23 protein-coding genes and 3 pseudogenes are annotated in these 23654 nt (G+C 37.5%); 16 read left to right on the top strand and 10 right to left on the bottom strand.

Annotated elements, in window-relative coordinates:
* Positions 1–23: 23 nt before the first annotated feature.
* Genes NSS70_RS10945 through NSS70_RS10930 form a run of 4 tightly spaced genes read right to left on the bottom strand, consistent with a single transcriptional unit; the run spans position 24 to position 2533 of the window.
* Entirely contained in the window at positions 24–659 is a 636-nt protein-coding gene (locus tag NSS70_RS10945) for a molybdopterin-dependent oxidoreductase (protein ID WP_339209812.1), read from the bottom strand.
* A 12-nt stretch (positions 660–671) separates the two neighbouring features.
* Positions 672–1442, bottom strand: coding sequence for a formylglycine-generating enzyme family protein (locus NSS70_RS10940; protein WP_339209811.1), 771 nt, complete (start codon positions 1440–1442; stop codon positions 672–674).
* 15 nt (positions 1443–1457) lie between these two features.
* Positions 1458–1871, bottom strand: coding sequence for a DUF2000 domain-containing protein (locus NSS70_RS10935; RefSeq protein ID WP_003353594.1), 414 nt, complete (start codon positions 1869–1871; stop codon positions 1458–1460).
* A gap of 17 nt (positions 1872–1888) precedes the next feature.
* The gene (locus tag NSS70_RS10930; protein WP_339209810.1) at positions 1889–2533 is read right to left on the bottom strand and encodes a bacilysin biosynthesis protein BacA; all 645 of its coding nucleotides are present in this window, start codon (positions 2531–2533) and stop codon (positions 1889–1891) included.
* A 156-nt stretch (positions 2534–2689) separates the two neighbouring features.
* Here NSS70_RS10930 and pdxR point away from each other — a divergent pair, with 156 nt between their 5' ends.
* The 5 genes and pseudogenes from pdxR (at position 2690) to NSS70_RS10905 (ending at position 7953) form a co-directional block, all read left to right on the top strand.
* Positions 2690–4090, top strand: a complete 1401-nt coding sequence (pdxR, locus tag NSS70_RS10925) for a MocR-like pyridoxine biosynthesis transcription factor PdxR (RefSeq protein ID WP_339209809.1) — start codon at positions 2690–2692, stop codon at positions 4088–4090.
* 883 nt (positions 4091–4973) lie between these two features.
* Positions 4974–5771, top strand: a complete 798-nt coding sequence (locus NSS70_RS10920) for a ParA family protein (protein ID WP_339209808.1) — start codon at positions 4974–4976, stop codon at positions 5769–5771.
* Complete coding sequence (locus tag NSS70_RS10915; RefSeq protein ID WP_339209807.1) at positions 5755–6051, top strand: hypothetical protein; 297 nt, start codon at positions 5755–5757, stop codon at positions 6049–6051. The genes NSS70_RS10920 and NSS70_RS10915 overlap by 17 nt, the downstream gene beginning before the upstream one ends.
* Positions 6052–6151: 100 nt before the next feature.
* A pseudogene (locus tag NSS70_RS10910) lies at positions 6152–6324 on the top strand (NlpC/P60 family protein); the annotation flags it as partial.
* A gap of 462 nt (positions 6325–6786) precedes the next feature.
* Complete coding sequence (locus NSS70_RS10905; RefSeq protein ID WP_340881559.1) at positions 6787–7953, top strand: IS256 family transposase; 1167 nt, start codon at positions 6787–6789, stop codon at positions 7951–7953.
* A 202-nt stretch (positions 7954–8155) separates the two neighbouring features.
* Here NSS70_RS10905 and NSS70_RS10900 read toward each other — a convergent pair whose 3' ends face one another.
* Positions 8156–8680 (bottom strand): hypothetical protein, encoded by a 525-nt coding sequence (locus NSS70_RS10900; RefSeq protein ID WP_339209805.1) that lies wholly within the window; start codon positions 8678–8680, stop codon positions 8156–8158.
* 399 nt (positions 8681–9079) lie between these two features.
* On the opposite strand from NSS70_RS10900, the gene NSS70_RS10895 reads away from it, so the two are divergent.
* From NSS70_RS10895 to NSS70_RS10880, 4 genes and pseudogenes are all read left to right on the top strand, one after another.
* Positions 9080–10249, top strand: a complete 1170-nt coding sequence (locus NSS70_RS10895) for an ISL3 family transposase (RefSeq protein ID WP_021292746.1) — start codon at positions 9080–9082, stop codon at positions 10247–10249.
* 373 nt (positions 10250–10622) lie between these two features.
* Positions 10623–11823: pseudogene (locus tag NSS70_RS10890) on the top strand (transposase).
* Between the two features lie 349 nt (positions 11824–12172).
* On the top strand, positions 12173–13375 hold the full coding sequence (locus NSS70_RS10885; RefSeq protein ID WP_340732215.1) for a transposase: 1203 nt from the start codon (positions 12173–12175) through the stop codon (positions 13373–13375).
* Positions 13376–13459: 84 nt separating this feature from the next.
* Positions 13460–14038: a substrate-binding periplasmic protein gene (locus NSS70_RS10880; RefSeq protein WP_340881557.1), complete on the top strand. Its 579-nt coding sequence runs from the start codon at positions 13460–13462 to the stop codon at positions 14036–14038.
* A 72-nt stretch (positions 14039–14110) separates the two neighbouring features.
* Here NSS70_RS10880 and NSS70_RS10875 read toward each other — a convergent pair whose 3' ends face one another.
* Complete coding sequence (locus NSS70_RS10875) at positions 14111–14332, bottom strand: helix-turn-helix domain-containing protein (RefSeq protein ID WP_339211580.1); 222 nt, start codon at positions 14330–14332, stop codon at positions 14111–14113.
* 97 nt (positions 14333–14429) lie between these two features.
* Complete coding sequence (locus tag NSS70_RS10870; protein WP_339197155.1) at positions 14430–15611, bottom strand: IS701 family transposase; 1182 nt, start codon at positions 15609–15611, stop codon at positions 14430–14432.
* A gap of 440 nt (positions 15612–16051) precedes the next feature.
* On the opposite strand from NSS70_RS10870, the gene NSS70_RS10865 reads away from it, so the two are divergent.
* From NSS70_RS10865 to NSS70_RS10845, 5 genes and pseudogenes are all read left to right on the top strand, one after another.
* Positions 16052–16294 (top strand): hypothetical protein, encoded by a 243-nt coding sequence (locus NSS70_RS10865; RefSeq protein WP_339211578.1) that lies wholly within the window; start codon positions 16052–16054, stop codon positions 16292–16294.
* 265 nt (positions 16295–16559) lie between these two features.
* A pseudogene (locus tag NSS70_RS10860) lies at positions 16560–16640 on the top strand (YneF family protein); the annotation flags it as partial.
* Between the two features lie 319 nt (positions 16641–16959).
* Complete coding sequence (locus NSS70_RS10855) at positions 16960–17670, top strand: cytochrome c biogenesis CcdA family protein (protein WP_066251214.1); 711 nt, start codon at positions 16960–16962, stop codon at positions 17668–17670.
* Positions 17671–17797: 127 nt separating this feature from the next.
* Complete coding sequence (locus NSS70_RS10850; RefSeq protein ID WP_063387698.1) at positions 17798–18154, top strand: response regulator; 357 nt, start codon at positions 17798–17800, stop codon at positions 18152–18154.
* Between the two features lie 70 nt (positions 18155–18224).
* Positions 18225–18689: a CcdC family protein gene (locus NSS70_RS10845; RefSeq protein WP_063387697.1), complete on the top strand. Its 465-nt coding sequence runs from the start codon at positions 18225–18227 to the stop codon at positions 18687–18689.
* A gap of 97 nt (positions 18690–18786) precedes the next feature.
* Here NSS70_RS10845 and NSS70_RS10840 read toward each other — a convergent pair whose 3' ends face one another.
* The 3 genes from NSS70_RS10840 to NSS70_RS10830 all read right to left on the bottom strand — a co-directional run bounded on the left by NSS70_RS10840 (position 18787) and on the right by NSS70_RS10830 (position 20260).
* Positions 18787–19212 (bottom strand): DUF2621 domain-containing protein, encoded by a 426-nt coding sequence (locus NSS70_RS10840; protein WP_063387696.1) that lies wholly within the window; start codon positions 19210–19212, stop codon positions 18787–18789.
* 66 nt (positions 19213–19278) lie between these two features.
* Entirely contained in the window at positions 19279–19482 is a 204-nt protein-coding gene (locus NSS70_RS10835) for a hypothetical protein (RefSeq protein ID WP_311066131.1), read from the bottom strand.
* A 637-nt stretch (positions 19483–20119) separates the two neighbouring features.
* Positions 20120–20260 (bottom strand): small acid-soluble spore protein P, encoded by a 141-nt coding sequence (locus NSS70_RS10830; protein WP_063387694.1) that lies wholly within the window; start codon positions 20258–20260, stop codon positions 20120–20122.
* 154 nt (positions 20261–20414) lie between these two features.
* On the opposite strand from NSS70_RS10830, the gene NSS70_RS10825 reads away from it, so the two are divergent.
* Both NSS70_RS10825 and acnA read left to right on the top strand, forming a co-directional pair.
* Positions 20415–20678, top strand: a complete 264-nt coding sequence (locus tag NSS70_RS10825) for a hypothetical protein (protein WP_063387693.1) — start codon at positions 20415–20417, stop codon at positions 20676–20678.
* A 244-nt stretch (positions 20679–20922) separates the two neighbouring features.
* Positions 20923–23649, top strand: a complete 2727-nt coding sequence (gene acnA, locus NSS70_RS10820; RefSeq protein ID WP_063387692.1) for an aconitate hydratase AcnA — start codon at positions 20923–20925, stop codon at positions 23647–23649.
* Positions 23650–23654 lie beyond the last annotated feature (5 nt).

Below are 23654 nucleotides of genomic sequence, written 5' to 3'. Positions count from 1 at the left end.
AAATTCCCCTTTCATCAATTGAGCTAAAATTCCGTGACTTCACCTGGCTTTTCTACAAAACGCCATTTTTTCAAATCAACGATCCAGTACTTTTTAGGACGGACAATCCCATTTATGTCATATCCTGCACGGCGTTCCCATTCCCCAATTTGATATTCTTCGCTCACTTCTAATTGAGCCAACCCTTTGACGTTTTTGTAGCCGTATAAACCGAAATCAAATAATCGAACAGGATACCCTTGTTCCATGGGTAAAGGTTCCCCATCAACTGAGTGAACAATCAATGCCCGTCTGGAAAGAGCATCACCCAAAGGAATCGTAGATTCATAAACTCCTTTTTCCTTAGTTCCTATACTTGTTTGCTTTAAATAATACTTCTCAGGATGGGATACTCCAGCCATTTCTATAATGTTCGATAATAAAACACCTTTCCACGTCCGACGAATACTCCAATTACAGACACAAACCATTCTTCTGCTTTCTTCTATTTGTGGCATCTCTAATAAATCTTGATAGGTAAAACTCAATTTTTTGTCTACTAATCCAGTAACTGATAGACGCCAGGTATTTAAATCAACCGATTTTGGTGGCCCTTCCTGATAATAACGAAGTGAAGATGGCTTTCGATCTAAATTTGGAGTTTTAACTATTGGATTCATAGTCCTCTCTCCTTAAATAAGATTGATAACACAACGAAAACTAATTAGATTATCCCTGACTGAAACGGGATAGTAATCTCTTGCTGTACATCTCATGAAATCTTCATTATGTAGTCCGCATCCACCTCTAACTATGTGATAATCTTCTTCTTGCGTAAGATATAATGGATTTACTCCGGTTTCATCCCATTCGTAATTAAGAGAAACATTATCCAAACACCATTCTGCAAAATTCCCCGCCATATCTAAACATCCGAAAAAGGACTTATTCTTTGGAAAAGCATAAACAGAGGTTGAGCTACGGTTCAATTCTTCGGGATCGCAGTCAACAGCAAAGTTTGCATGATCAGAAGTTGGTTCTTCATTTCCCCACGGATATTTTCGTTGATCCGTTCCTTTGCATGCGTACTCCCATTGCGCTTCGGTCGGTAAGGTCTTGCCTACAAACGTAGCAAAGGCCATTGCCTCCCACCAACTGACTCCTGTGACAGGATGGTCGTCTTGATTAAAATGATCATCGTACCAATAATTTGGATATTTAATGTTGTTAGTTTTGATATACTCCCATCCTTTCGGAAGCCAGAAAACAGGGTTTTCATATCCGCCTGCTTCTACAAATACTCGAAATTGTTTATTTGTTACTGGTGTTTTATCAATGGCAAAAGGGTGTAATGTTACGGATTTAACTGGTTGTTCATCCGGCGATTCATTGCTGCCACGAAGAAAAGTCCCCCCTGGAATCACAATCATATTGTCTAACTGATTTTTCACTTGATTCCCCATCTTGGATTCCCCCTATTATCTGAGAAGCCCCATACTTCCGGTTAGTTTATTCACTTTTTTCTTGTCTCCATATAAAGCCAATCCTAAATACTCAAGATCGTTTGTTGATAAGGTCGAAATTTTTTCGATATATTCCTCATAACTTTTTGTTGTCTGTGCCGCATTGGTGAAATCTACAACAAATAAATCAGAAAATTCCTCTGCGTATAACTTGTTCCTTAACTCTTTAATTTTTAGGGAATCACCTTTTAAAATAGGAATAGGTGTAGTAGTTATCCCTACATGAGGATGACCGCTTCCATCCTTTACCGTTGGACCAATAATTCCCTCAATTTCCTTTCCCAAAGTCAGGGCTAATACCGCAGCAGTATTTGAGATTAATCCTGTAGGTAAATCTGCATCAATAACCATTACACATTTCATTTCCATGATTTTTTCCTCCATTGTTAAAGTTTGAACGATACGATTGTTGACTTTTTACCAAAAACGGACCATAACATTAAAATGGTACAGGTCGGCGAAATGAATTCTACGTTATATTTTTGGGCTGCATTGACAGTTGTTAAACAAAGGTCCACTTCACCTTTCTGTAATTTGATAGCAGCTTCGCTTGTTGAATTGACAAATAACACCTCATATTTCATGTCGAAATCGGCTAAGAACCAAGGAAGAAGACAAGAAGGAGCATGATGAGTAGCAATAACCAATGAACGGTTCCTATTCAATTCTTCACAAGGTCTTTTTGCAACTCCGTATAAAGGTGTTTCAAAGACAAATGGAAATAAAAATTGGATATCTTTTGACATGTAAAACTTATCTATTCCCTTGTAGGCATTAGCTACAAGAAGAATATTAGATGTCCCTGAAACTAAGTTTTCATAAGCTTCTTCATAAGTAGGAAAAAGTGAATACTTTCCATGACTGTTTTTTAAGGATGAAAGCAAGTATTGAGCTGATGCCTCACTACTTGTTCCAGAAGGGCCTAGAGTAGCAATTTCAAGTTGTTCTAAAAATACCAGGGATGATAAAAAGTGTTGATTCCAATTTAATAAGGGATGATTTTGCTCCTTTGCTTGGGTTTCAACGATCATTTTGCCCCCGCCCCCGTAACGATTAGGATTATTTATCTTGTACCCCAATTTATGTATATTATCTTTTTTAAATAATTTAGCATGATAAAATGGTAGTGATAAGGACCAATTATTATTGATTTTTATAGTACCAATTTAAACAAAAGGGGAATAAGCATGCTCTGGATCACGATTGATCGAACATTAGACATACCTTTAACACGACAAGTTTATGAACAAATTCGCACACAAATATTGAAAGGAGAACTTGTAGCTGGAGAGCGTCTTCCACCTACCCGTGAACTAGCCTCCAATTTAGGCATATCACGGAATGTGGTTGTAGAAGTTTATGAACAATTGCTAGCAGAAGGATACATTGAAGCAAGGCAAGGTTCCGGAACATATGTTGCGGAAGGAGCCTACTTAAGTCAACAAGAGAGAACGGATTATTTATCTTTTTTTGAAATTCAGCACTTGAAAGATGAAAGAAATGATTTTATAGATTTTCGTTCCGGTATCCCCGCTTTAGACATGTTTCCAAGGCATAATTGGGGACAAATCGCTAAACGAGTGTGTATAGAAACTCCACATTCCGTATTTGGCTATGGATACCCTGAAGGTAGAATTGAACTGCGTCATATCCTGTCTCGGTATCTAAAGAGAACAAGGGGGGTACATTGTTATCCTGATCAGCTAGTTATTACATCTGGAGCAACACAAGCCTTATCCCTTATAGCAAAACTACTTCTTTCACCAGGGGATGAAGTAATGATTGAAGATCCTATTACACACGAAATTCAAACCATTTTTTCTTCTACTGGGGCAATGCTCCACCCTATACCTGTAGATGAACACGGTATGAAAACGGATTTAATCCCCCCAAATAAAAAACCAAGATTTATTTTTGTTACTCCATCTCATCAGTTTCCGCTTGGGGGAACGTTGCCTATTCAGCGTCGAATTCAGTTAATCCAATTTGCCAGAAAAGTTGATTGTTTTATTGTAGAAGACGATTATGACAGTGAATTTCGTTATCAAGGAGCGCCAATTAATTCACTTCAGGGGCTTGATCCAAACAGGGTGATTTATATTGGAACTTTCAGCAAGATCTTATCACCTGCCCTAAGGTTGGGGTATTTAGTTCTCCCTCATTCTTTAACAAAACGTTGTAAAGATTTAAAATGGTTCACGGATCTTCACACCCCTTCATTAGAACAACTCACCCTTGCGCGTTTCATAGATGAAAGACATCTGGAACGCCATATTAGAAAAATGAAAAAAATATATAAAACACGTCGTGATCATTTAAAAAAATGTTTAGTAGAACAGTTTGGTACTAAGGTTAAAATTTCAGGTGATTCAACAGGTCTGCATTTGATTGTTGAATTTCAAAATATAGAGTTCTCAAATGAAAAGGTACAGGAAATAATGGTAGAACATAAAGTTAAAATTTACCCAGTAGAACTTCATACGATTCATAAAGGAATACATCAAAATAAAATAATTTTAGGCTATGGTAATCTAGCAATAGAGGAAATAGAAGAAGGTATACATAGACTAAAATCTGCTTTGATCTAAGAGATGGTGAATCATTGGGTGCTGGTCACAGCAATATCGTCACGACATCACGGTATTTGAAAGAAAGATACAGTGATCTTGCCGATGCCGTGGAGGTGTTGCCGAAATTCTAACAAAGTTTGTTAGCGTGCTGGGCAGAAGCTTAGGAATATATCTTACGTTTACCTTTTTTAATGAGTTTATATATATCGGATATAAAGTTCTGGTGCAAAAAATCTGCAAACTTGGACATACTTACGTTATTTTCGTACCAGATCCTAAAACGCCCCTATATAAAAAAATAAGTGTTCGGGTGTGAAGAATTTGCACAACAGTAAGAAGGGAAGCTTTATGCTCCCTTTATGGTTTTGGTTTAAAAAGGTGTTTTACTTATCATGTCGAATTCATTTAATTAGTGATGTTAAGAATGAACAAAAGAACCAAGAAAAGAAGAAAAGAACGTTGGAAGAAGGAAGATGTAAAGGGATCACTTATCATAAAGAAAAATGATTCAAAACTTGATTCCATCATGTCAACGTTCGGAAGATTAACCTTTTGTCATGAAAGTACTTATGCGGAAAAATGATAAATTGTTATGATTTCATCCTTTTTAATTTCCGATACGTGAATTCCATTTTAACCGAAACGGAAAGTGAAGTTCCGAAGGTGGTTCACTTTCTGTTTCGGCTTCGCCGATAGGCGATTAATTGTTTCATTGCATTACATGTATATTACTCTGTAATGTTTTTAGAGTAAGAAGGGGAGCTTTTTGCTTCCTTTATTGTTTTGGTTTAAAAAGGTGTTTTACTGATCTTGTCGAATTCAATTAAATAGTGATGATAAGAACGAACAAAAGAAACAAGAAAAAAAGAAAAGAACCTTGGAAGAAAGGAGGATGTAAAGGATGGCAATCACTATTACAATGGGGATTCAAAAAGGTGGATGTGGCAAATCCACAACAACAGGGATTTTATCGTATTTGTTAAATCAAGACGGATACAAGGTACTTGCAATAGATATGGACTCACAAGGAAACCTGACAGAGTTATTATCTAAAAAACCTTCAAATGAATTTATAGGGAAGTCTGTATTGGAAGCGATGCAGCAGGGTGATGTAAAAGAATACATTGTGCCGATTGGGGAAAATTTAGACTTACTTCCTGCCAATAACTTTTTAGCAACCTTTCCTCGTTGGATTTATACAGGAAAAACATATCGAGGGGAAACCGTTCCGTTTCGTGGAAATCCTAGCTTAATTTTAGATCATGTATTGGATCAAGTAAGAGGGGAATATGATTTCATTGTCATCGATACTCCACCATCATTAAGTGAACAGACAACGAATGCATTATGTGCCAGTGAATATGTCGTTGTTTTATTTGAATGCTCCAACTGGTGTTACTCTGCTATTCCTAATTTCATGGACTCTGTAAATGGTGCAAGAGATTTTGGAAAGCGGGGAACAAAGGTAATCGGTATTTTACGGACGATGAATGATGTCAGACGCAGTGATGCAAAGGCTTTTAATGAAATGATTGAGGAAGATTATCCGGATGAAGTATTCAAAACCATTATCACACGAAAAGCACCGATAGGTAGACTATCTCTATATGGATTCTACCAAAATGCAGAGCTAAAACAGGCATTAGAACAATATGAGAATTTCTATAAGGAGTTGATGAAACGTGTCAAAGGTGAATGACATTAAAAACATGAAACGCCAACAGAAACAAATAACTCCTACCCATATATTAACAGAAGTAGTTGGGGAAGAAAGTAACGTTGATACGAACGAAGAAAACAACCAAAGAAGAAAGGAAGAAAGAAAGGTGGAAAGAAAACGGGTATCTTTTGACTTACGCACGGATTTACATAAAGAACTGAAAATGCAGTCGATCTTACAGGAGAAGAATGTTTATTTGCTTATTGAGGAAGCTGTAGAAAAATATTTATCTGAGTTAAAAGGAAAGGATCAGATTTAGATCTTTCTCTGATTCAATAATAAATAGTTTTAAGTTTTTTGCAAAAATTGTAAAAGTATATTTTGCGGAAATCCGGATAATTCCGGTTCCGCCTAGTAAAATGAAGACGGGTGATCTTGTGTTCTTTGACACTTATAAAAAAGATGGACATGTCGGCATTTATGTCGGTGATGGAAAATTTATCGGAACGCAAACAAGCACAGGTGTAGCGATTGCGGACATGTCTAAAGGCTACTGGAAAGAAAATTCAATGGTCGCGTGAAGCGAATTTAAAGCAGGGATTGACCCTGCCTTTTGGTGAATACATTAATTTTACACCTGTTATACCTCTATTTTACTCATGATATTATACTGGAAATCTTATATAAGAGACAACGAGGATTCTAACACGCCACCTTAAACGAAAAATGTTTAACAGGTACTAATTTATATGTTGTTATAAAAATCAGGGTTTTTTCTTTTGTGTTAAAGTGCAATTTATACATTGGGTTTTCGAATTCTTCATGTTTTTTAGCTTTCTTTGTAAAACTAGGTGCTAGTTATACAGGAAAACCTTTGCTATTTCTTTTCTTCAGAGGGATAATTTGCTTTAATAATAAAAAATAATGTCAGATTTTTTAACCAAAGATGATGTATAAAATTTTGTGTAAAGCATTTTGCTAGACCAAAAGAAAAAAGGTAGGGTATTCTCTGATTTGGACAAAAACACATTCCAGAGAAAGGAGAACCCTACCTATGTCTAAAAGTATACCGAATGTAGACTGGGCAAATCAACTGGAAAGTGTTATTCGTCAGTTTGTAAAGGAAAAATTAGAACTGATCATGCGAGAAGAAATGAAAAGTTTCCTCGAAATTGAACAGGCTGGAACGTCGAATATGAGAAACGGTTATTATCAACGAAATCTAGATACGCAATATGGCCGGATTGAAGGTCTTTTGGTCCCAAGAGATCGAAATGGGGAATTTCAAACGCAGCTGTTTGCCCCTTACCAACGTCATACTGGCTGGCTCAAGGAAGCCGTCATCAAAATGTATCAAAGTGGCATGAGTACGCGGGAAATTGGTAAGTTTATTGAACGAATTTTAGGAAATGCCTACTCACCAACAACGATTAGTCATATTACCGATGTCGTGAAGGAAGACATCGAGAAATGGCACACTCGTCCTCTACATAAGCGTTATTCCGTCTTATATTTGGATGGTTTATACGTAAAACTTCGTCGTGAAACCGTTGAGAAAGAAGTCATTTATGTGGTGTTAGGTGTGAATGAAGAAGGATATCGTGAAATTCTTGATTTCTTTGTAGGAGGACAAGAAAGTGCCTATGTATGGCAGGAAATTCTTCAAAATCTCTACCAAAGAGGCGTCAAGGAAGTGCTTCTGGGCGTATTCGATGGACTACCGGGTTTAGAGGAAGCCTTTAAGGCGGTTTATCCGAAAGCCGATGTGCAGCGTTGTGTCGTTCACAAAGTCCGTAACACACTTAGTCGTGTTCGGAAAAAAGACCAATTCGAAATGGCGGAAGATTTGAAACTCATTTATCGATCTCCGAATAAAAAAATTGCACTGGAGATGTTTCAACAGTTTGAATCAAAATGGTCCAGCAAATATCCAAGAGAAGTTCAATCTTGGGCAAATGAGTTGGATGTCCTCCTTACATTTATGGATTATCCAAACAGTATTCGAAGTGTGATTTACACGACCAATGCCATCGAACGAACGATCAAGGAGATTCGGAAACGCCTAAAGCCGATGAACAGTTTGAACAGTTTAGAAGCCGCGGAAAAAGTCGTGTATTTGACTGTTCAAGATTTTAATGAGAAATGGGCAGGGCGAAAGTTGCGAGGATTTGCCGAAGCGCATGAAGCCCTTCAACGAATGTTTGAAGAACGTTATTGTTAACCAAATATTGTAAATAAACAAAATAAGGGAATTCTCCCTTTCCACACAGGAGACTGAATATTCAGTCTCCTGTGTGGAGGAAATATCCCTCTCTATTCTAAATCCATTTCAGAGATACCCTATCTATCTTACATTACACAAAATTCTTGACAGTACCTTACTACGGTAAATAACAAACATTCTTTTTCATCTGGGAACAATGTTACATTTTTATTAAATTAAATAGATATTCGGTATCTTCATCTTTGTGAATCTTTAAGTGTAAGTCCAAAGTAGTAATACTCCCACTTTTTACATTAAATGTGTAGTCTTTGTTGGTTTCTCCATTAATCTTTAATTCAGGTTTAAAACTCATTGTAGTATTGTTAGCTGTTGCGTCAATCATTAAATCTTTAATAGCAGTATCGGATTTTCCAATATTATAAACGTCAATTTTTATTTTTAATTCTAAAAATGAAGCTTCATCGGGAGTTGCTATCTTTTCTACGTCAAAACCATTTTCATTTACAAAATTTTTATAGTAATTAAATTTTCCAGATGACTCATTGATCCCAGTTCTGATTTTAGGCTTATTTTGAATATAATCTTTGATTAAATTTAAACAAAAACCTAATACAACACCAATTAATGTCATGAAGGGTAATAATAACTTCATATTAATTAAATTTATTAAACAAAAGCCTAGTACAACGCCTATCAGTATCATGAATGGCAAAAGTAACTTCATATACTTACTCCTTTATTATTGTACTGTACAACATTAGGATTGAAGTCTACTCATAAAAGTTTATTCTTCCTCTTCTACCTCAACCAGCTCCGCAAGATCGTCCACTTTACACCCTACAATTTTCGCTAAAATAAAGGCTTTCTCCAAAGGCGGGAAACTTACTCCATTTTTTCAATTCCAAAGCTGTTTTTGTTGCACATTTACGTGTTTTCGTATGTAATCATTCCGCAATCCACTCTTTTCAATTAGTTCCCAAATATTGCTTTTCAGTTTGTATTTTGGCTCTTCACCACAAAATGTACTTGACAATCAGGTTGTTTTCTGATCAAGGGTACAAAAAATGCGAAATTTCCTGTATGGTAAAGGTGACCAAACCATCAACCATGGAGGAAATTTCGCATGCAATCTCAGTTTATCAAAGATTTGATCACTTTACCAGGCTTTCTTATTCATGGAGAACGAAAAGAGGGAGAACGATGGATTTTTGAACTTTCCCTCCCTCCTCATTGTCCGATCTGCCCGACTTGCTTCGGACGGACAACCAAAATATCATCGAAACGAAAACAATGGATTCATGGCTATACCAATACGGTCGGTTTATTTTGGATTGAACTTCCCATAGAAAGACGGCGTTGCCAAGCCTGTTTTCTGACGTTCACCGTTTCTTATCCGGGACTTCCGTCTCACAGTATCGCGACGGAATCGTTTCAACATTGGGTCGCCCAGTTATGCATCGGAAAAACGATTCAAGAAGTCGCTCGCTTGTTACAACTCGCCTATACGACAGTAGAACGCTGGTTTTATCAATATGCCCCGGCTCTTTTACCAACATCGAATCCTACAGTAGTATGTGTGGATGAATTCGCTTTCCGAAAGGGACATGATTACGGAGTAGCGGTGATGGATACACAGACTCGGAATGTCCTTTCCATTGCTTCTGGAAAAAATGAAGAAGCCATTGTGGAGGCGCTTCAACCCGTCGCCTCCAAAGTGAAGTATGTTGTCAGCGACTTGGCTCCTGCCATGAGAAAAGCCATTGAAAAGGTATGTCCAAAAGCCATCCATGTTCTTGACCACTTCCATGTGATTCAGTTATTCACCGATGCACTGGAACGTTGTCGCAAATACCTTGCCAAAGGCGGAACCAAACATGGAAGCGTTCGCCGCGTGTGCCGATTGTTAAGCCAACGTCCAGAAAAATTAACAGAAGAAGAGAGACAGGAAGTTCGACAATGGTGCCAAGAAAGTGCTTATTTACGTGATGTCTATCAAGCACTTCAACATTTCCGTTACGTATCCAAAAGCCAAACAAGAAAGCAAGCCGAAACTCGTTTGACCCAATGGTTTGACCGGTACCTTTTTAGCGACTGTGCCGCCGTACGCAGTATTGCCAAGGCACTCATCACCCGAAGAGACGCAGTGCTTTCTTGCATCGTTTTTTCTTACTCAAATGGTCCAATGGAAGGAATCAACAACAAAATAAAATTGATCAAAAGGCGAGGATATGGGTATCGAAATATCCAGCGTTTTACTTTGCGTGTCCGTCTAGAGACCTCTATCACATTTTAACGTAAAAATCAAGTACATCTTTTGGTGATGAACCTGTATTTTTTCATCACTCATCACCATTTAAAATAATTCCACTCGTTTCATTTTTTTCTTCGTCCAAAATAAAAAATACAGTTATAAATAAAAAGAGTTAATGTAAAAAGATTATCCATTTCGTATTGTCCAAGTAAATGGACTAAAATTACGCTCATAAGGGACGGTAAGTTACCGTTCCTTTTTTGGTTCACATAGTAATGTTATAATTAGTGAGCATTTTGCACATTTTTCAACCCAAGAGCCATAAGGTTTTCTAAAGCATAAAAAAGGACTTCACCCCTTATTTGTAGAATTTTGAAGTGACCAAACCACAAAAATCCACAAGGAGGAAGTCACTTTGTATATTCTACAAGAAAGTCTATTTTCCTTTGAAGAATTGCAAATTTTAGAGTCAAAAGAGAAATTACCGATCTTTTTTAGTGCTCTAGATTTGCGTCCTTATGCTAAACAATTGAAAAGTTCTTCACCCCAAGGGGCTGAAGGACATTCCAAAGAAGGGATATTAAGGGCTCTTATCGCTGCCCCATTAGAAGGTATTGATACTTTTACTTCTCTTCACAATCGATTGAAAAATGACCTGCGTTTTCGTTACCAATGTGGTTTAGATATTAGCAGGCCTGCACCATCCATCTCTACTCTTAGCCGAGTATTTTCTTCACTAACCAAAACTGGACTCGTGAAAAGAATCTTTCAAGATCTCGTCCAGTTAGCTCAAGAGGAAGGAGTAATTGATGGAAAACATCAGGCTATCGACAGTGCCGCCATTGATGCTTACGAAAAGAAGCAGCCTAAGAAGCGAAGTGAACAAACAGGCAACGCCAATTGGGGGGCAAAGTTTGATTCCTTCGGTAATAAAATTACTTGGTTTGGCTATAAGATGCATCTTTCCGTTGACACCAAAAGTGAATTACCAATGGCGATTGAAGTAACCCCTGCTCATATCAACGATGGGGATGTCGCACCACAATTAATTGAACAAGTAAAGAGTTGTACAAACTCTAAAATTGATTTCCTGATAATGGATGGTGGGTACGACCAGCTTAAAAACTACGAATCCGCCAAGAACATTGGGGCTCAAGCTATTATTCCACTCAATTTGCGTAATGAAAATGACTCCCGAAGGAATTGCCTCCAATGGAACCCCACGCTGTTCTATGGGGTACGAAATGACTTATTGGGGAGCCAATAAGGACCAGCTCAAATTCAGATGTCCACACGCAACCGGAAAAGTGGATTGCCCATTAGGAATGGCAGCCTGTTCATCCTCCAACTATGGAATGGTAGTAAAAATTAACGTGAATAAGGATCTTCGCCGGTACTCTAATCCACACCGCGATTCCAAACGTTGGAAAGAACTTTACAATGAGCGAACCAGTGTAGAACGGTGCAATTCAAGAATGAAAAGTTATCTTACAGCGAACTCCCTGCATGTGTGGGGAATCGATAAAGTAAAAACTCATATTTACTTGAACGCCATCGTATTACTGGTTTCAGCTCTCGCAATGGCAAAAGAGAGTAAAAAGCAACAAACCGCTTAAAAAATTTTTAAAGCGAAAAATTCTGCAAGTACGCCCAAAAAAGGACAAACAGAATATTTGTAAACCAAAGATACAAAATACCCCAATTTATTTGGGTTTCTTTTAAAACTCTTTTTAATAAAAATCTAATTTTGCAAAATGCTCAATTAGTAGGAAAATTTCGTAAAGAGGTGATTAAGTTTGAAAAAAAATTTGCTTTTAACAATATTTTGTTTGGTATTTGAGCATTTTGCATATTTTTTGACCCAAGAGCCATAAGGATTTCAAAGACATAAAAAAGGACTTCACCCCTAAAATGTAGAATTTTTGAAGTGACGAAACCACAAAAATTCAAAAGGAGGAAGTCACTTTGTATATTCTACAAGAAAGCCTATTTTCCTTTGAAGAACTGCAAAAATTAGAGTCAAAAGAGAAATTACCTATCTTTTTTAGCTCGCTTGATTTACGCCCTTATGCTAAACAGTTGAGAAGTTCTTCACCCCAAGGGGCTGACGGTCATTCCAGAGAAGGGATTCTAAGGGCTCTCATCGCTGCCCCACTCGAAGGCATCGACACCTTTACCGCCCTTCATCATCGATTGGATAAAGACCTTCGTTTCCGTTATCAATGCGGTTTATCGATTGATCGCCCCGCACCGTCTATCTCCACTCTCAGCCGGGTTTTTGCGGCACTTACCAAAAAAAAGCTGGCTGAAAAGATCTTCCTTGACTTGGTACAGTTAGCTCAGGAGGAAGGAATAATTGACGGCAGCCACCAGGCCATCGACAGTGCCGCCATTGATGCCTATGAAAAGAAACAGCCCAAAAAGCGTAGTGAACAAACGGGTAATGCCAATTGGGGCGCAAAATATGATTCCTTCGGCAATAAAATTACCTGGTTTGGCTATAAGATGCATCTTTCAGTCGATACCGCAAGCGAACTGCCAATAGCCATAAAAGTAACCCCTGCCCATGTGAACGATGGAGAAGTCGCACCAGAATTAATAGAGCAAGTGGCAGAGCGTACCAAATCCAAAATTGAATTTCTGATCATGGATGGCGGATATGACCAACTAAAAAACTATGAATCAGCCAAAAACATTGGAGCGCAAGCCATTATCCCGCTCAATTTGCGCAACGAAAAAGAGCCTCCTGAAGGGATTTCTTCCAATGGAACTCCGCGTTGTTCCATGGGTTATGAAATGACTTATTGGGGAGCTGATAAGGACCAGCTCAAGTTCAGATGTCCTCACGCAACCGGCAAAGTGGATTGCCCATTAGGAATGGCAGCCTGTTCATCTTCCAACTATGGAATGGTGGTAAAAGTCGACATCAAAAAGGATGTGCGCCGATATTCCAATCCGCACCGTGATACAAAACGTTGGAAAGAGCTTTACAACGAGAGGACAAGTGTAGAACGCTGTAATTCAAGAATGAAAAGCTACCTTACGGCGAACTCCCTACATGTATGGGGAATTGAAAAAGTAAAGACCCATATTTACCTGAACGCTATTGTATTACTTGTTTCAGCGCTAGCGATGGCAAAGGAAAATAAAGGGAAGAAAGCCGCTTAAAAAAATTCAATGTGAAAAATTCTGTAGGTATGCCCGAAAACAAGATTATTGTAATATTTTGTAAAATAACATGCTGGTAGCTATTTGTCGAGTGCTTTATTTTTTATACTTTTATCCAAAAAATCTAATTTTGCAAAATGCTCATTTATAAGTATGATAGGTTGCAGTTCAGAAAAAACTGTTGAAGAAAATAAAACAAAGGAAGAGCAACAAGTGCAAAGTAAAATTGAAAACAAGGCAAAGTACGATATAGATAAAATTATTGTTCCCGTTCAGACAGAATGGACAAACGATTTAAAAGTATATCGAGACTTTAATATCGCAGTAATAAAAGAAATGGCTCAATCAAATAATATTCCAGTTGAACTAAGAGAATTTCCTACATTTGACGATGTGATTATTGCTTTAAAACGTGGAGATGTTGATGTTGTGCCTGGTATTGATAACCTCGTAGAAACAGATTTAACTAAGACGTATACATATTTTACGGGAGCTATATATCTCCCTAATGGAGAAGAGTTTGTACCGAAGAAAAGCTATGCAATGGCAGTAAGAAAAAAAGATACAGAACTTTTAAAATTTTTCAATGATACGATCTTAAAGTTTAAAGAAACAGGTAAATTAGAAAAAATCCAACAGGAATATCTAGGAGATCGAAATTAAAAAGAATTTCGTTCAAAAAGGTAACCGTTTATGAATATTAACATGGACAATAGCATTAATAATTAAGACCACTCATTTCGAGTGGTCTTTTTCATCATCAATATATTCAATAAGATCCTCAACTTTGCAATCCAAAGTTTTACATAACTTGTCTAAAGTATCAAACTTTATTCCATCAGTTTCCTCATTGTATAGCTTTGCAATTCCATTCCGATGCAACCCTGTCATTCTTGCCACATCAGCTATTTTCAGTTTTTTTTCTCCCATGATCCGTGATAAATGTACTTTTATCATAATTAATCCTCCTTGCTAGTGAAAATTATATATTACTGTAGATGAGCAATTTTCATAACAATAATTACCATACCAAAAGAGACAAACAGGGTACCCCTTATGCCACATGGAGCTGTTTTTTGACAACATCAATGGGAATATCTTGCTTCGCTGCATGGTAAATGAACTCGACGAGACTATGCCCTTTCTTCGTTCGGAGAAGATCAAGCCCAGTAGAGAAATCCCGGTTGGACTCGACCATACTGTACACATAAGCGAGTTGCACCAAGATCCAATACCGTTTCACCGCCCGACGATGACGAACACGGTACCCATCGAGCTTCAGCTGGTCTTTCGCTTGTCGAAAAAAGCATTCGATCGACCAACGTTGGGCATAGTAGCGCAAGATCTCTTCATCGCTTAGCTCCCGGTCGGTGCTCAAGACGCAGTGAAGATGTTCGGGTGTCATCGGCTGATCGGCTTTCCAAGCCAACAACACAACGGCATCATCGAGACCTTTCAGCGATCCCTCGTAGCGATACACGCGATAACGCTCTTCTCCCACCGTGACGAGATGGGTGTCGTTCGGTTCGATATAGCGGGCAAACTGTTTGGCTTGGATGGCGATGCCTTTCGGATAGAGAATCCGGTTCGTTTTGAGCATCGCGATGACGTGAAATCCTTTTTTCAGACAGGCTTCCACGAGCGCTTGCGATGGATACCACGAATCCATCAGCACATAAACGGGACGGCGTACATCCAAAGAAGAAAGCATCTCGATCGCGAGTTCCCCCTTGCTTTTCCCAGCCGCCTTGTCGTAGAGGCGGAACGCAAAGGGAAAAGCCTGGGTCATCGTATGAACCATGAGCCAAACAAGAGAATGTCCCCAGATCGACTTTTTCTCTGTGTGAGAATAGTGCCAATCACACCCTTGAATGGCGTGCGTTGCCCGTGACGAAGGCTTGATTTTTTGGCAAATCGTATCATCGATCGAAACAAAAAGGGGTTGATTTTTCTGTTTGGCGATCCGTTCGACACGATGAAGCATCCATTGCTGGAGTTTGCCAAGCAGCGTCTCTTCATCCCAAGGGCTTTTCGTGAAAAAATGGCTGAGTGTCGTTCGATGATTGGGGTGAAAGCTCCAATGATGAAGATCGGTCAACGTTCCAGAAAAGCCTTTCGTGATCATCGCATCCACGATATGAACGAGATGCTTCATGACAGGTTTTGAAAAATAAAGTGCCAACCCCAACATCGTGAAAAACTTGTGGATTCCTTGATGATGTGCTAATCTATTCATGAGACATGAACCTCCTTGTGTGAATGGTTTGTTGGCACATCTATTCTAACCAAGGAATCGGGTTCATGTCTCCTTTTTTGTTTCGATGTAAATTTATGTTAGTGATTTTGCTCATCTACTGTATATTAAATTGTTTATTTTGGCAATTATAGTGTTGACAATGCACATTATAGTGTGCAATATTTAATTAACACTACAATATGCAAAATGAACACTATATAGTACATTTTTTGATAAGGAGGGTAATGAATGATCATAGCAAGCAAAGATTGGTTACGATTAACAAAACAACAACGTTATTTATTGTTGGTCGGATTGGTTACAGTTCAGAAGAAATTAGGTATGGTAAAAAAGTAATGTTTCTTTAGTTATAACAGAAAGAAAAAATTTAAGTTCGGTAAAATAAAAAATTTAACATCTATTTGAGAGGAGAATGTAAAATGATTAAAGTTAATGAGAAATTAAAAAAATATTTGGCTCAAGGCACTTTATCGTTTGCTGTTTCAAAATTGATTAATGCTGGATCAGAAAACGAAGCAATTGCGGAAATCATAACAAAGCTTAATTCGTTTAATATTGAGATAGATGAAATATCAATTAAAACAAGCAATGGGGAAGTAGTAACTTTAAAAGTTCATGATGTTGATATGGATTGGGAAAGTATTGTTGAGGATGATGAATAGGTGGGCTGTACTAAACAAGTGCAACTTTTTATTTACTTGAAAAATTACAGTTAATGATGAATATGAGGTTGCAGGTTATACTTATAGAGTTGTGAATGTCAATTATACAAAAGCGGGATTGATTATTTTGACATGTGAGATAGGATAAACCACATTTTTTTCTATTTCTCAAAATATTTGATAGACAAATAACAGAAAATATGGTATATTTTTCTTTACAGAAAAAGTGGTTTGAAAAAATGCTTAAAACCCTGAAATATCAAGGTTTTTGATGCAAATGGGAATGAAACCGTCCCAGAAGAAAATCAATCAAATGATGAAAGCGATGCAAAATCAATTAAAATAATTTCGTTTCAGGCATTATTGAATGATTTTTCATTAAATTAGTTCATGATGACCAATCATATTTTTTGACATCATGTAATTTTTATCTATACTATTTAATATATGCGTTGTTTTATACGGAATTGTGAAGTAAGAATTAGTCTTTCCTTTCTCAAGGTAAGATTAATTCTTTTTTCGTTATAAGAAGTTGTAAGAATATGGTATTCATGATAGGAAGGTTCATTGTAATAATGTGCGGAAAATGTCAAACGTTCTTTTAAACATTTATTCAATGATCTGTTAGAATGGATGGAGGTAAATCTTTTGGAAGGAGCAGCAAAATGTCGGAAATTAATGTGTTTTTAGCATTTGGAGCAGGTTTTTTATCGTTTATTTCTCCGTGCAGCTTGCCTTTATATCCTGCTTTTTTATCGTATATAACTGGGGTATCGGTTAATGAGTTGAAAACTGAAAACGCTATGCTGCAAAAAAGAAGCTTATTACATACTTTCTTTTTTTTAGTTGGTTTTTCTGCCATTTTTATCGCAATGGGATTCGGCACATCCTTGATTGGAAACTTTTTCTTGAACTATCAAGATCTGATAAGACAAATAGGAGCGATCCTCATTATCTTTTTTGGACTTGTTATTCTCGGTGTTTTTCAACCTGATGTTTTAATGAAGGAAAGAAGGATTGAATTCAAAAATCGTCCAGCCGGATTTCTTGGATCTGTTCTGATTGGTATGGCGTTTGCAGCTGGATGGACTCCATGTACGGGCCCAATTCTTATGGTAGTAATCGGTTTAGCGGCAACAAATCCTAGTTCTGGAGTTCTGTATATGACAGCATATGTGCTAGGCTTTGCAGTACCGTTCTTTATTTTATCATTCTTCATCGGGCGGATGAATTGGATCAAAAAACATAATGTGAAAATCATGAAAATTGGAGGCATATTCATGATTTTCATGGGAATTCTGCTGTTTTTTGATTGGATGACTAAAATTATTAATTGGATGAACAAAATTCTTATATTTTTACCAACCGGGTTTTAATTTTTAGTCATTTAAGAGAAAAACGAGATTTTTGACAATATTTTAAACCTCTCGGTACTTTTTTGTGACAGAAAGTAGTATAATATCAAAGGATTTAGTTTGCGAGGATAATTGAGGTGGAATTAATTTGAAAGCATTGATCGTTGACGATGCGAAATTTTTAAGGGAGACATTAAAGGACATTTTGAAAAAGCATAGTATTGAGGTTGTTGCAGAAGGGGAAAACGGCATCGAAGCGGTACAATTATACAAACAATTACAACCAGATGTATTAATCACAGATATCACAATGCCGAAAATGAACGGCATTGAGGCTATTACAAAAATTAAACAGGAATTTCCGGATGCGAAAATCATTATATGTTCGGCAATGGGACAGCAAAAAATGGTTATCGAAGCGATAGAAGCAGGAGCACTCGATTTTATTACAAAGCCTTTTGATGAAGATCGTGTGATGGAAGCCATCAAAAGAGTTATGAATTAGCCTTTTCATTTTGCTTTTTTTTCTATAATATTATTAAAGAAAGAAGCTGAAAATAAAAGGATGGTTCTGCATGGTCATTTGGTCTTCTATTACGGCTGTATTAATGGGCATTGTCGTAATTATGATCAGAACAAAGGCTGCTAAAAAGCCGGCGACAGCGAAAAAAATTATTTTGCCTCCGATCTTTATGAGCACTGGAGCCCTTATGTATTTATTTCCGCAATTCCGCATAACGCCGATGGAAATTTTAGAGGCGTTGACAGTCGGGCTGATTTTTTCGATTTTTTTAATAAAAACCTCTACTTTTGAAGTTCGGGGAGAAGAAATCTATTTAAAAAGGTCAAAAGCTTTTGTTTACATTTTGATTGGTCTGTTAGTTGTACGAATTCTGCTAAAATCTTATTTAAGCGCGTCTATCGATGTTGGCGAATTAAGCGGTATGTTCTGGCTGCTGGCTTTTGGAATGATTGTGCCTTGGAGAATTGCGATGTTCATTTCGTATAAAAAACTGAAAAATCAACTGAACGGAACGTAAAAAATACATATAGCTGCCGGCTGTTTAAAGCAGGTTACCGTTTATTCTATATAAATAAGCCTTTCGGGACAAATCCCCGAAAGGCTTATGTTTTTGTTTAAAAGAGTGCTTCATATTTGGAATAGTCGATATTTTTTTCTTTTAGTCTTTTAATTAAAAATTTATGGTCCCGTTTTGGAGTTGCGATAATATAGCCTCGAATGACTAAATCTTGCGTAATAGATGGAGCTTTTTCTTCTAATGCCAGTTGACCGATTTTTGCTGCGATTTTTTGTCTGGCAACATCGCGGAAAAGCTCTGGAACCGGTGCAACCAATTCTTCTAACAACGCCTTTTGTTCCTCTGACCATAAATGCCGAGTCTGTTGAATATAATACTCTTCCCAATCAAGTTCAGATTTTCCGTCTTCTTTCGGCAGCCGTTTCAAAAATTTGCGAAACATGAAGAAGCCGCCAATCGATAACATAGTTATAAGAAACACAACCCATATGAGAATAAACCATAAAAACCAGCCTTCAAGCATGAAATCACCCCCATCGCCTTAACATTTCCATTAATTCGTGCACTTCGGCGAAGTTGATGAAAACCGTTAAGGATTAATCGACTCATATGCATCTATCAATTCTTTTACAGCACGTCTCACAGCTTCTAATTTCTTTTTATGACGGCCGACAGAAAAGCAGTCATTAATTTCCGCGAAAACTTGGTATTCAACTGCATCACGGTAAATACTGATTTTAATATCGCCTGATTTGGAAGGATAAATTAACATTTCATATAAACGCCCGTTCATGACAGCCTCCAGACTTAAAAATTTTATATTATCAATATCTGTCATTTGCTGAAAAAAAAGCTTCCATTTTCACCTTACTATATTTTATGATAGATTCCACTTTCATTTCAATCATTTGTCATCAACTTTTTATTATTAATAAAAACATTGTTCTAAATGAAAAATAGATATAACTTAAAAATTCGTCGTTAAAGAAAAACCATAAACGAAGGATTTTCGCAAGACATAATATGTAGAAAAGACGTGTATAAAAATCGAAACTGCTGCTGTCCAGAAAGTCAAATTCTCATTGAAAACATAAACATCATTTCAACATTTCTATAAGATGAAAGGGGACGTCTATAAGCCGAAGAAAGACTTATGATATGCTTAAAAACCATAGTGTCAAGAGTTGGACGTTGCATTGATAACGACCCAATGGAATCTTTTTGGCGAACCTTATAATGTGAAAGAGGGATATGAAACGTTTGAAGCGTTACAACAGACCATTAAGGAATATTCAGTTTTATAATAACGAACGTTATCAAAAAAATTAAACGGCTTAAGCCCATTAGAATGTAGAGCTCAAGCCGCTTAAAGCATTTTTATTATTTCCGCTGTCTACTTGGGGACATTTCAATTAAACATCCCCATTTTTTTATAAATCATGCTCCGAGTTATGTTTTTGGCGGCTATGATTTCGATTTTTTATTTTTTTCGATCCAGATAACGGCTCTGGCTGTCCCTTCCGATTTTGAACGTTTTGTTTTTGATCATTTTGTACTTGATCTTTTGCCATATACATCGCTCCTTAATATTTAATAGTAAAGAATAGCATTGTTATCTTTCGTCGTTTAGTTTGAATGATTTTGAAATCATTCATTCATTTTAGAATAAATTGATTTCTTGAAAAAAACACTATAGAAGATAAAAAAACGAAAGGAGTGCTATATTTGCCGTACCATAAAAATAAAAAACAAGCATTTGATGCAGTGCAACAAGGAATGGTGGAAGTTCATAAAGTACATGTCAATCTAACGAAAAACAGTTCTGATTATGGACATCAGCTAAAGCATCTTCGCCAGGAAATTAATGAGGCGTATGAACAAATTCAAAATGCATTGGAAGTTGCATCGGAAACGCAGAGAAAGCATTTAGAACAGTACAAGCGCGATTTAGATCGAATTGTGCAGGAAGTGAATTTGGATGAGACTTGAAAGCGGCGGAGCTTCCGTAGTTTTTCACTATTTTTTCTCTTATACGAACGTTTTCATTAGCAAGAAAAATTATACTGAAAATATTTAAATTTTTTAGTGAAATAAGCATTTCTTATAATAATTGATAACATCATTGATATTTACTTATCATAAAAAGTATATTAAGATTTAAATGTGTGATGTTTAAAGTGGGGAGATATTCGGCATTTTTGTCGAAATTACGTTTAAAGGGGGATAAAATGACATGTCACAGCAACAGTTAGAGAAAAATGACGTTTTCCGTGCAAGAAAAAGCTTTTCAATTAACGGAAAAACGTACAACTACTATTCATTAAAAGCGCTAGAAGATGCAGGAATTGGTCAAGTTTCCCGTTTGCCTTATTCAATCAAAGTTCTTTTGGAATCAGTCCTGCGCCAAGTGGATGGACGAGTTATTACAAAAGAACATGTTGAAAACCTTGCGAAATGGGGAACAGATGAAATTAAAAATTTGGATGTTCCATTTAAACCATCTCGTGTCATTTTGCAAGACTTCACCGGCGTTCCTGCTGTCGTTGATTTAGCTTCATTAAGAAAAGCGATGGCTGACATGGGCGGAGATCCACAAAAAATCAATCCGGAAAAGCCTGTTGATCTTGTTATCGACCATTCTGTTCAAGTGGATCGTGCCGGAACAGATGATGCGCTGCAATATAACATGAATCTTGAATTCGAACGAAATGCTGAAAGATATAAATTTTTAAATTGGGCTCAAAAAGCATTTGACAACTACCGTGCTGTTCCGCCAGCAACAGGTATTGTCCACCAAGTAAACTTGGAATATTTAGCAAGCGTTGTCCATGCGGTTGAAGGTGAAAATGGAGAATACGAAACATATCCTGATACGTTAGTTGGAACAGACTCCCATACAACCATGATTAACGGACTCGGTGTTTTAGGTTGGGGTGTCGGCGGAATCGAAGCTGAAGCTGGAATGCTTGGACAGCCTTCCTATTTCCCTGTACCTGAAGTCATCGGAGTAAGACTTGTTGGCGAGCTGCCTAACGGAACAACAGCAACAGATTTAGCCCTTAAAGTAACTCAAGTACTGCGTCAAAAAGGCGTGGTAGGAAAATTTGTGGAGTTTTTCGGCCCTGGTGTTGCAAAGCTTCCGCTTGCTGACCGTGCTACTATTGCGAATATGGCGCCTGAATACGGAGCAACATGCGGATTTTTCCCTGTTGATAATGAATCGCTTGAATATTTGCGTTTAACTGGTCGCGATGAAGAGCATGTAAAAGTAGTGGAAACATATTGTAAAGAAAACGGTTTATTCTTCACGCCTGAAGCAGAGGATCCTATTTTTACGGATGTAGTTGAAATCGATCTTTCTCAAATTGAAGCAAATCTTTCCGGTCCGAAGCGTCCTCAAGATTTAATTCCTCTTTCAAAAATGAAAGAAGAATTTCATAGAGCTCTTACAGCTCCGCAAGGAAACCAAGGATTTGGCTTGCAGCCGGAAGAACTTAATAAGGAAGTAACGGTTGAATTTGCGAATGGTGAAAAAACAACAATGAAAACGGGTGCAGTCGTTATTGCGGCGATTACAAGCTGTACGAATACGTCAAACCCATATGTTTTAGTAGGCGCTGGTCTCGTTGCAAAAAAAGCTGTTGAAAAAGGATTGACTGTTCCGAAATATGTAAAAACATCATTGGCACCTGGTTCAAAAGTTGTAACCGGTTATCTTCAAAATTCTGGCTTAATGCCTTATCTTGAAAAATTAGGGTTTAACCTCGTCGGTTACGGATGTACAACTTGTATCGGGAACTCTGGACCGCTTGCAGATGAAATTGAAAAAGCGATCGCTGAAAATGATTTGCTCGTCACATCTGTTCTTTCCGGAAACCGGAACTTTGAAGGCCGTATTCATCCGCTCGTGAAAGGTAACTATTTAGCTTCACCGCCTCTAGTTGTTGCTTATGCATTAGCAGGGACTGTTGACATTGATTTACTGAATGATCCAATCGGAAAGGATCAAAACGGAAGCGATGTTTACTTTAAAGATATTTGGCCTTCAATGGAAGAAATTAATGAAGTTGTGAAACAAACTGTTACACCAGAATTATTCCGTAAAGAATATGAACGTGTATTTGATGATAACGAACGCTGGAATGCCATTGAAACAACAGATGAGCCATTATATCAATGGGACGAAGAGTCTACTTATATCCAAAATCCGCCATTCTTTGAAGGATTGTCTCCTGAGCCTGGTAAAGTAGAACCGTTGAAAGGGCTTCGCGTTGTTGGAAAATTCGGTGATTCTGTCACAACAGACCACATTTCTCCAGCAGGTGCGATTGGCAAAGATACTCCTGCAGGCCAATACTTGCTGTCTAAAGGTGTATCGCCAAGAGATTTCAACTCTTACGGTTCAAGACGCGGAAACCACGAAGTAATGATGAGAGGTACGTTTGCAAACATCCGCATTCGCAACCAAATTGCACCAGGAACTGAAGGCGGATATACAACGTACTGGCCGACAGGCGAAGTAATGTCTATTTATGACGCTTGCATGAAATATAAACAGGACGGAACAGGACTTGTTGTACTGGCAGGAAAAGATTACGGAATGGGAAGCTCTCGCGACTGGGCTGCTAAAGGAACGAACTTATTGGGAATCAAAACGGTTATCGCTGAAAGCTTCGAACGTATTCACCGTTCTAATCTTGTTCTTATGGGTGTTCTTCCGCTTCAGTTTAAAGAAGGCGAAAATGCGGAAACACTTGGTTTAACCGGTAAAGAAGTATTGGATGTTCACATTGATGAATCGGTAAAACCGCGCGATTACATCAAAGTAACGGCAACTGATGAGAACGGAAACAAAAAAGAGTTTGAAGTATTAGTTCGCTTTGACAGTGAAGTTGAAATTGATTACTACCGACATGGCGGAATTTTACAAATGGTATTAAGAGAAAGATTAAAAGGATAATAATT

The organism is Aeribacillus sp. FSL K6-2848 (assembly GCF_038004325.1).
Taxonomy (GTDB): Bacteria; Bacillota; Bacilli; order Bacillales; family Aeribacillaceae; genus Aeribacillus; species Aeribacillus composti.
This window is presented reverse-complemented; position numbering and strand designations above follow the sequence as displayed.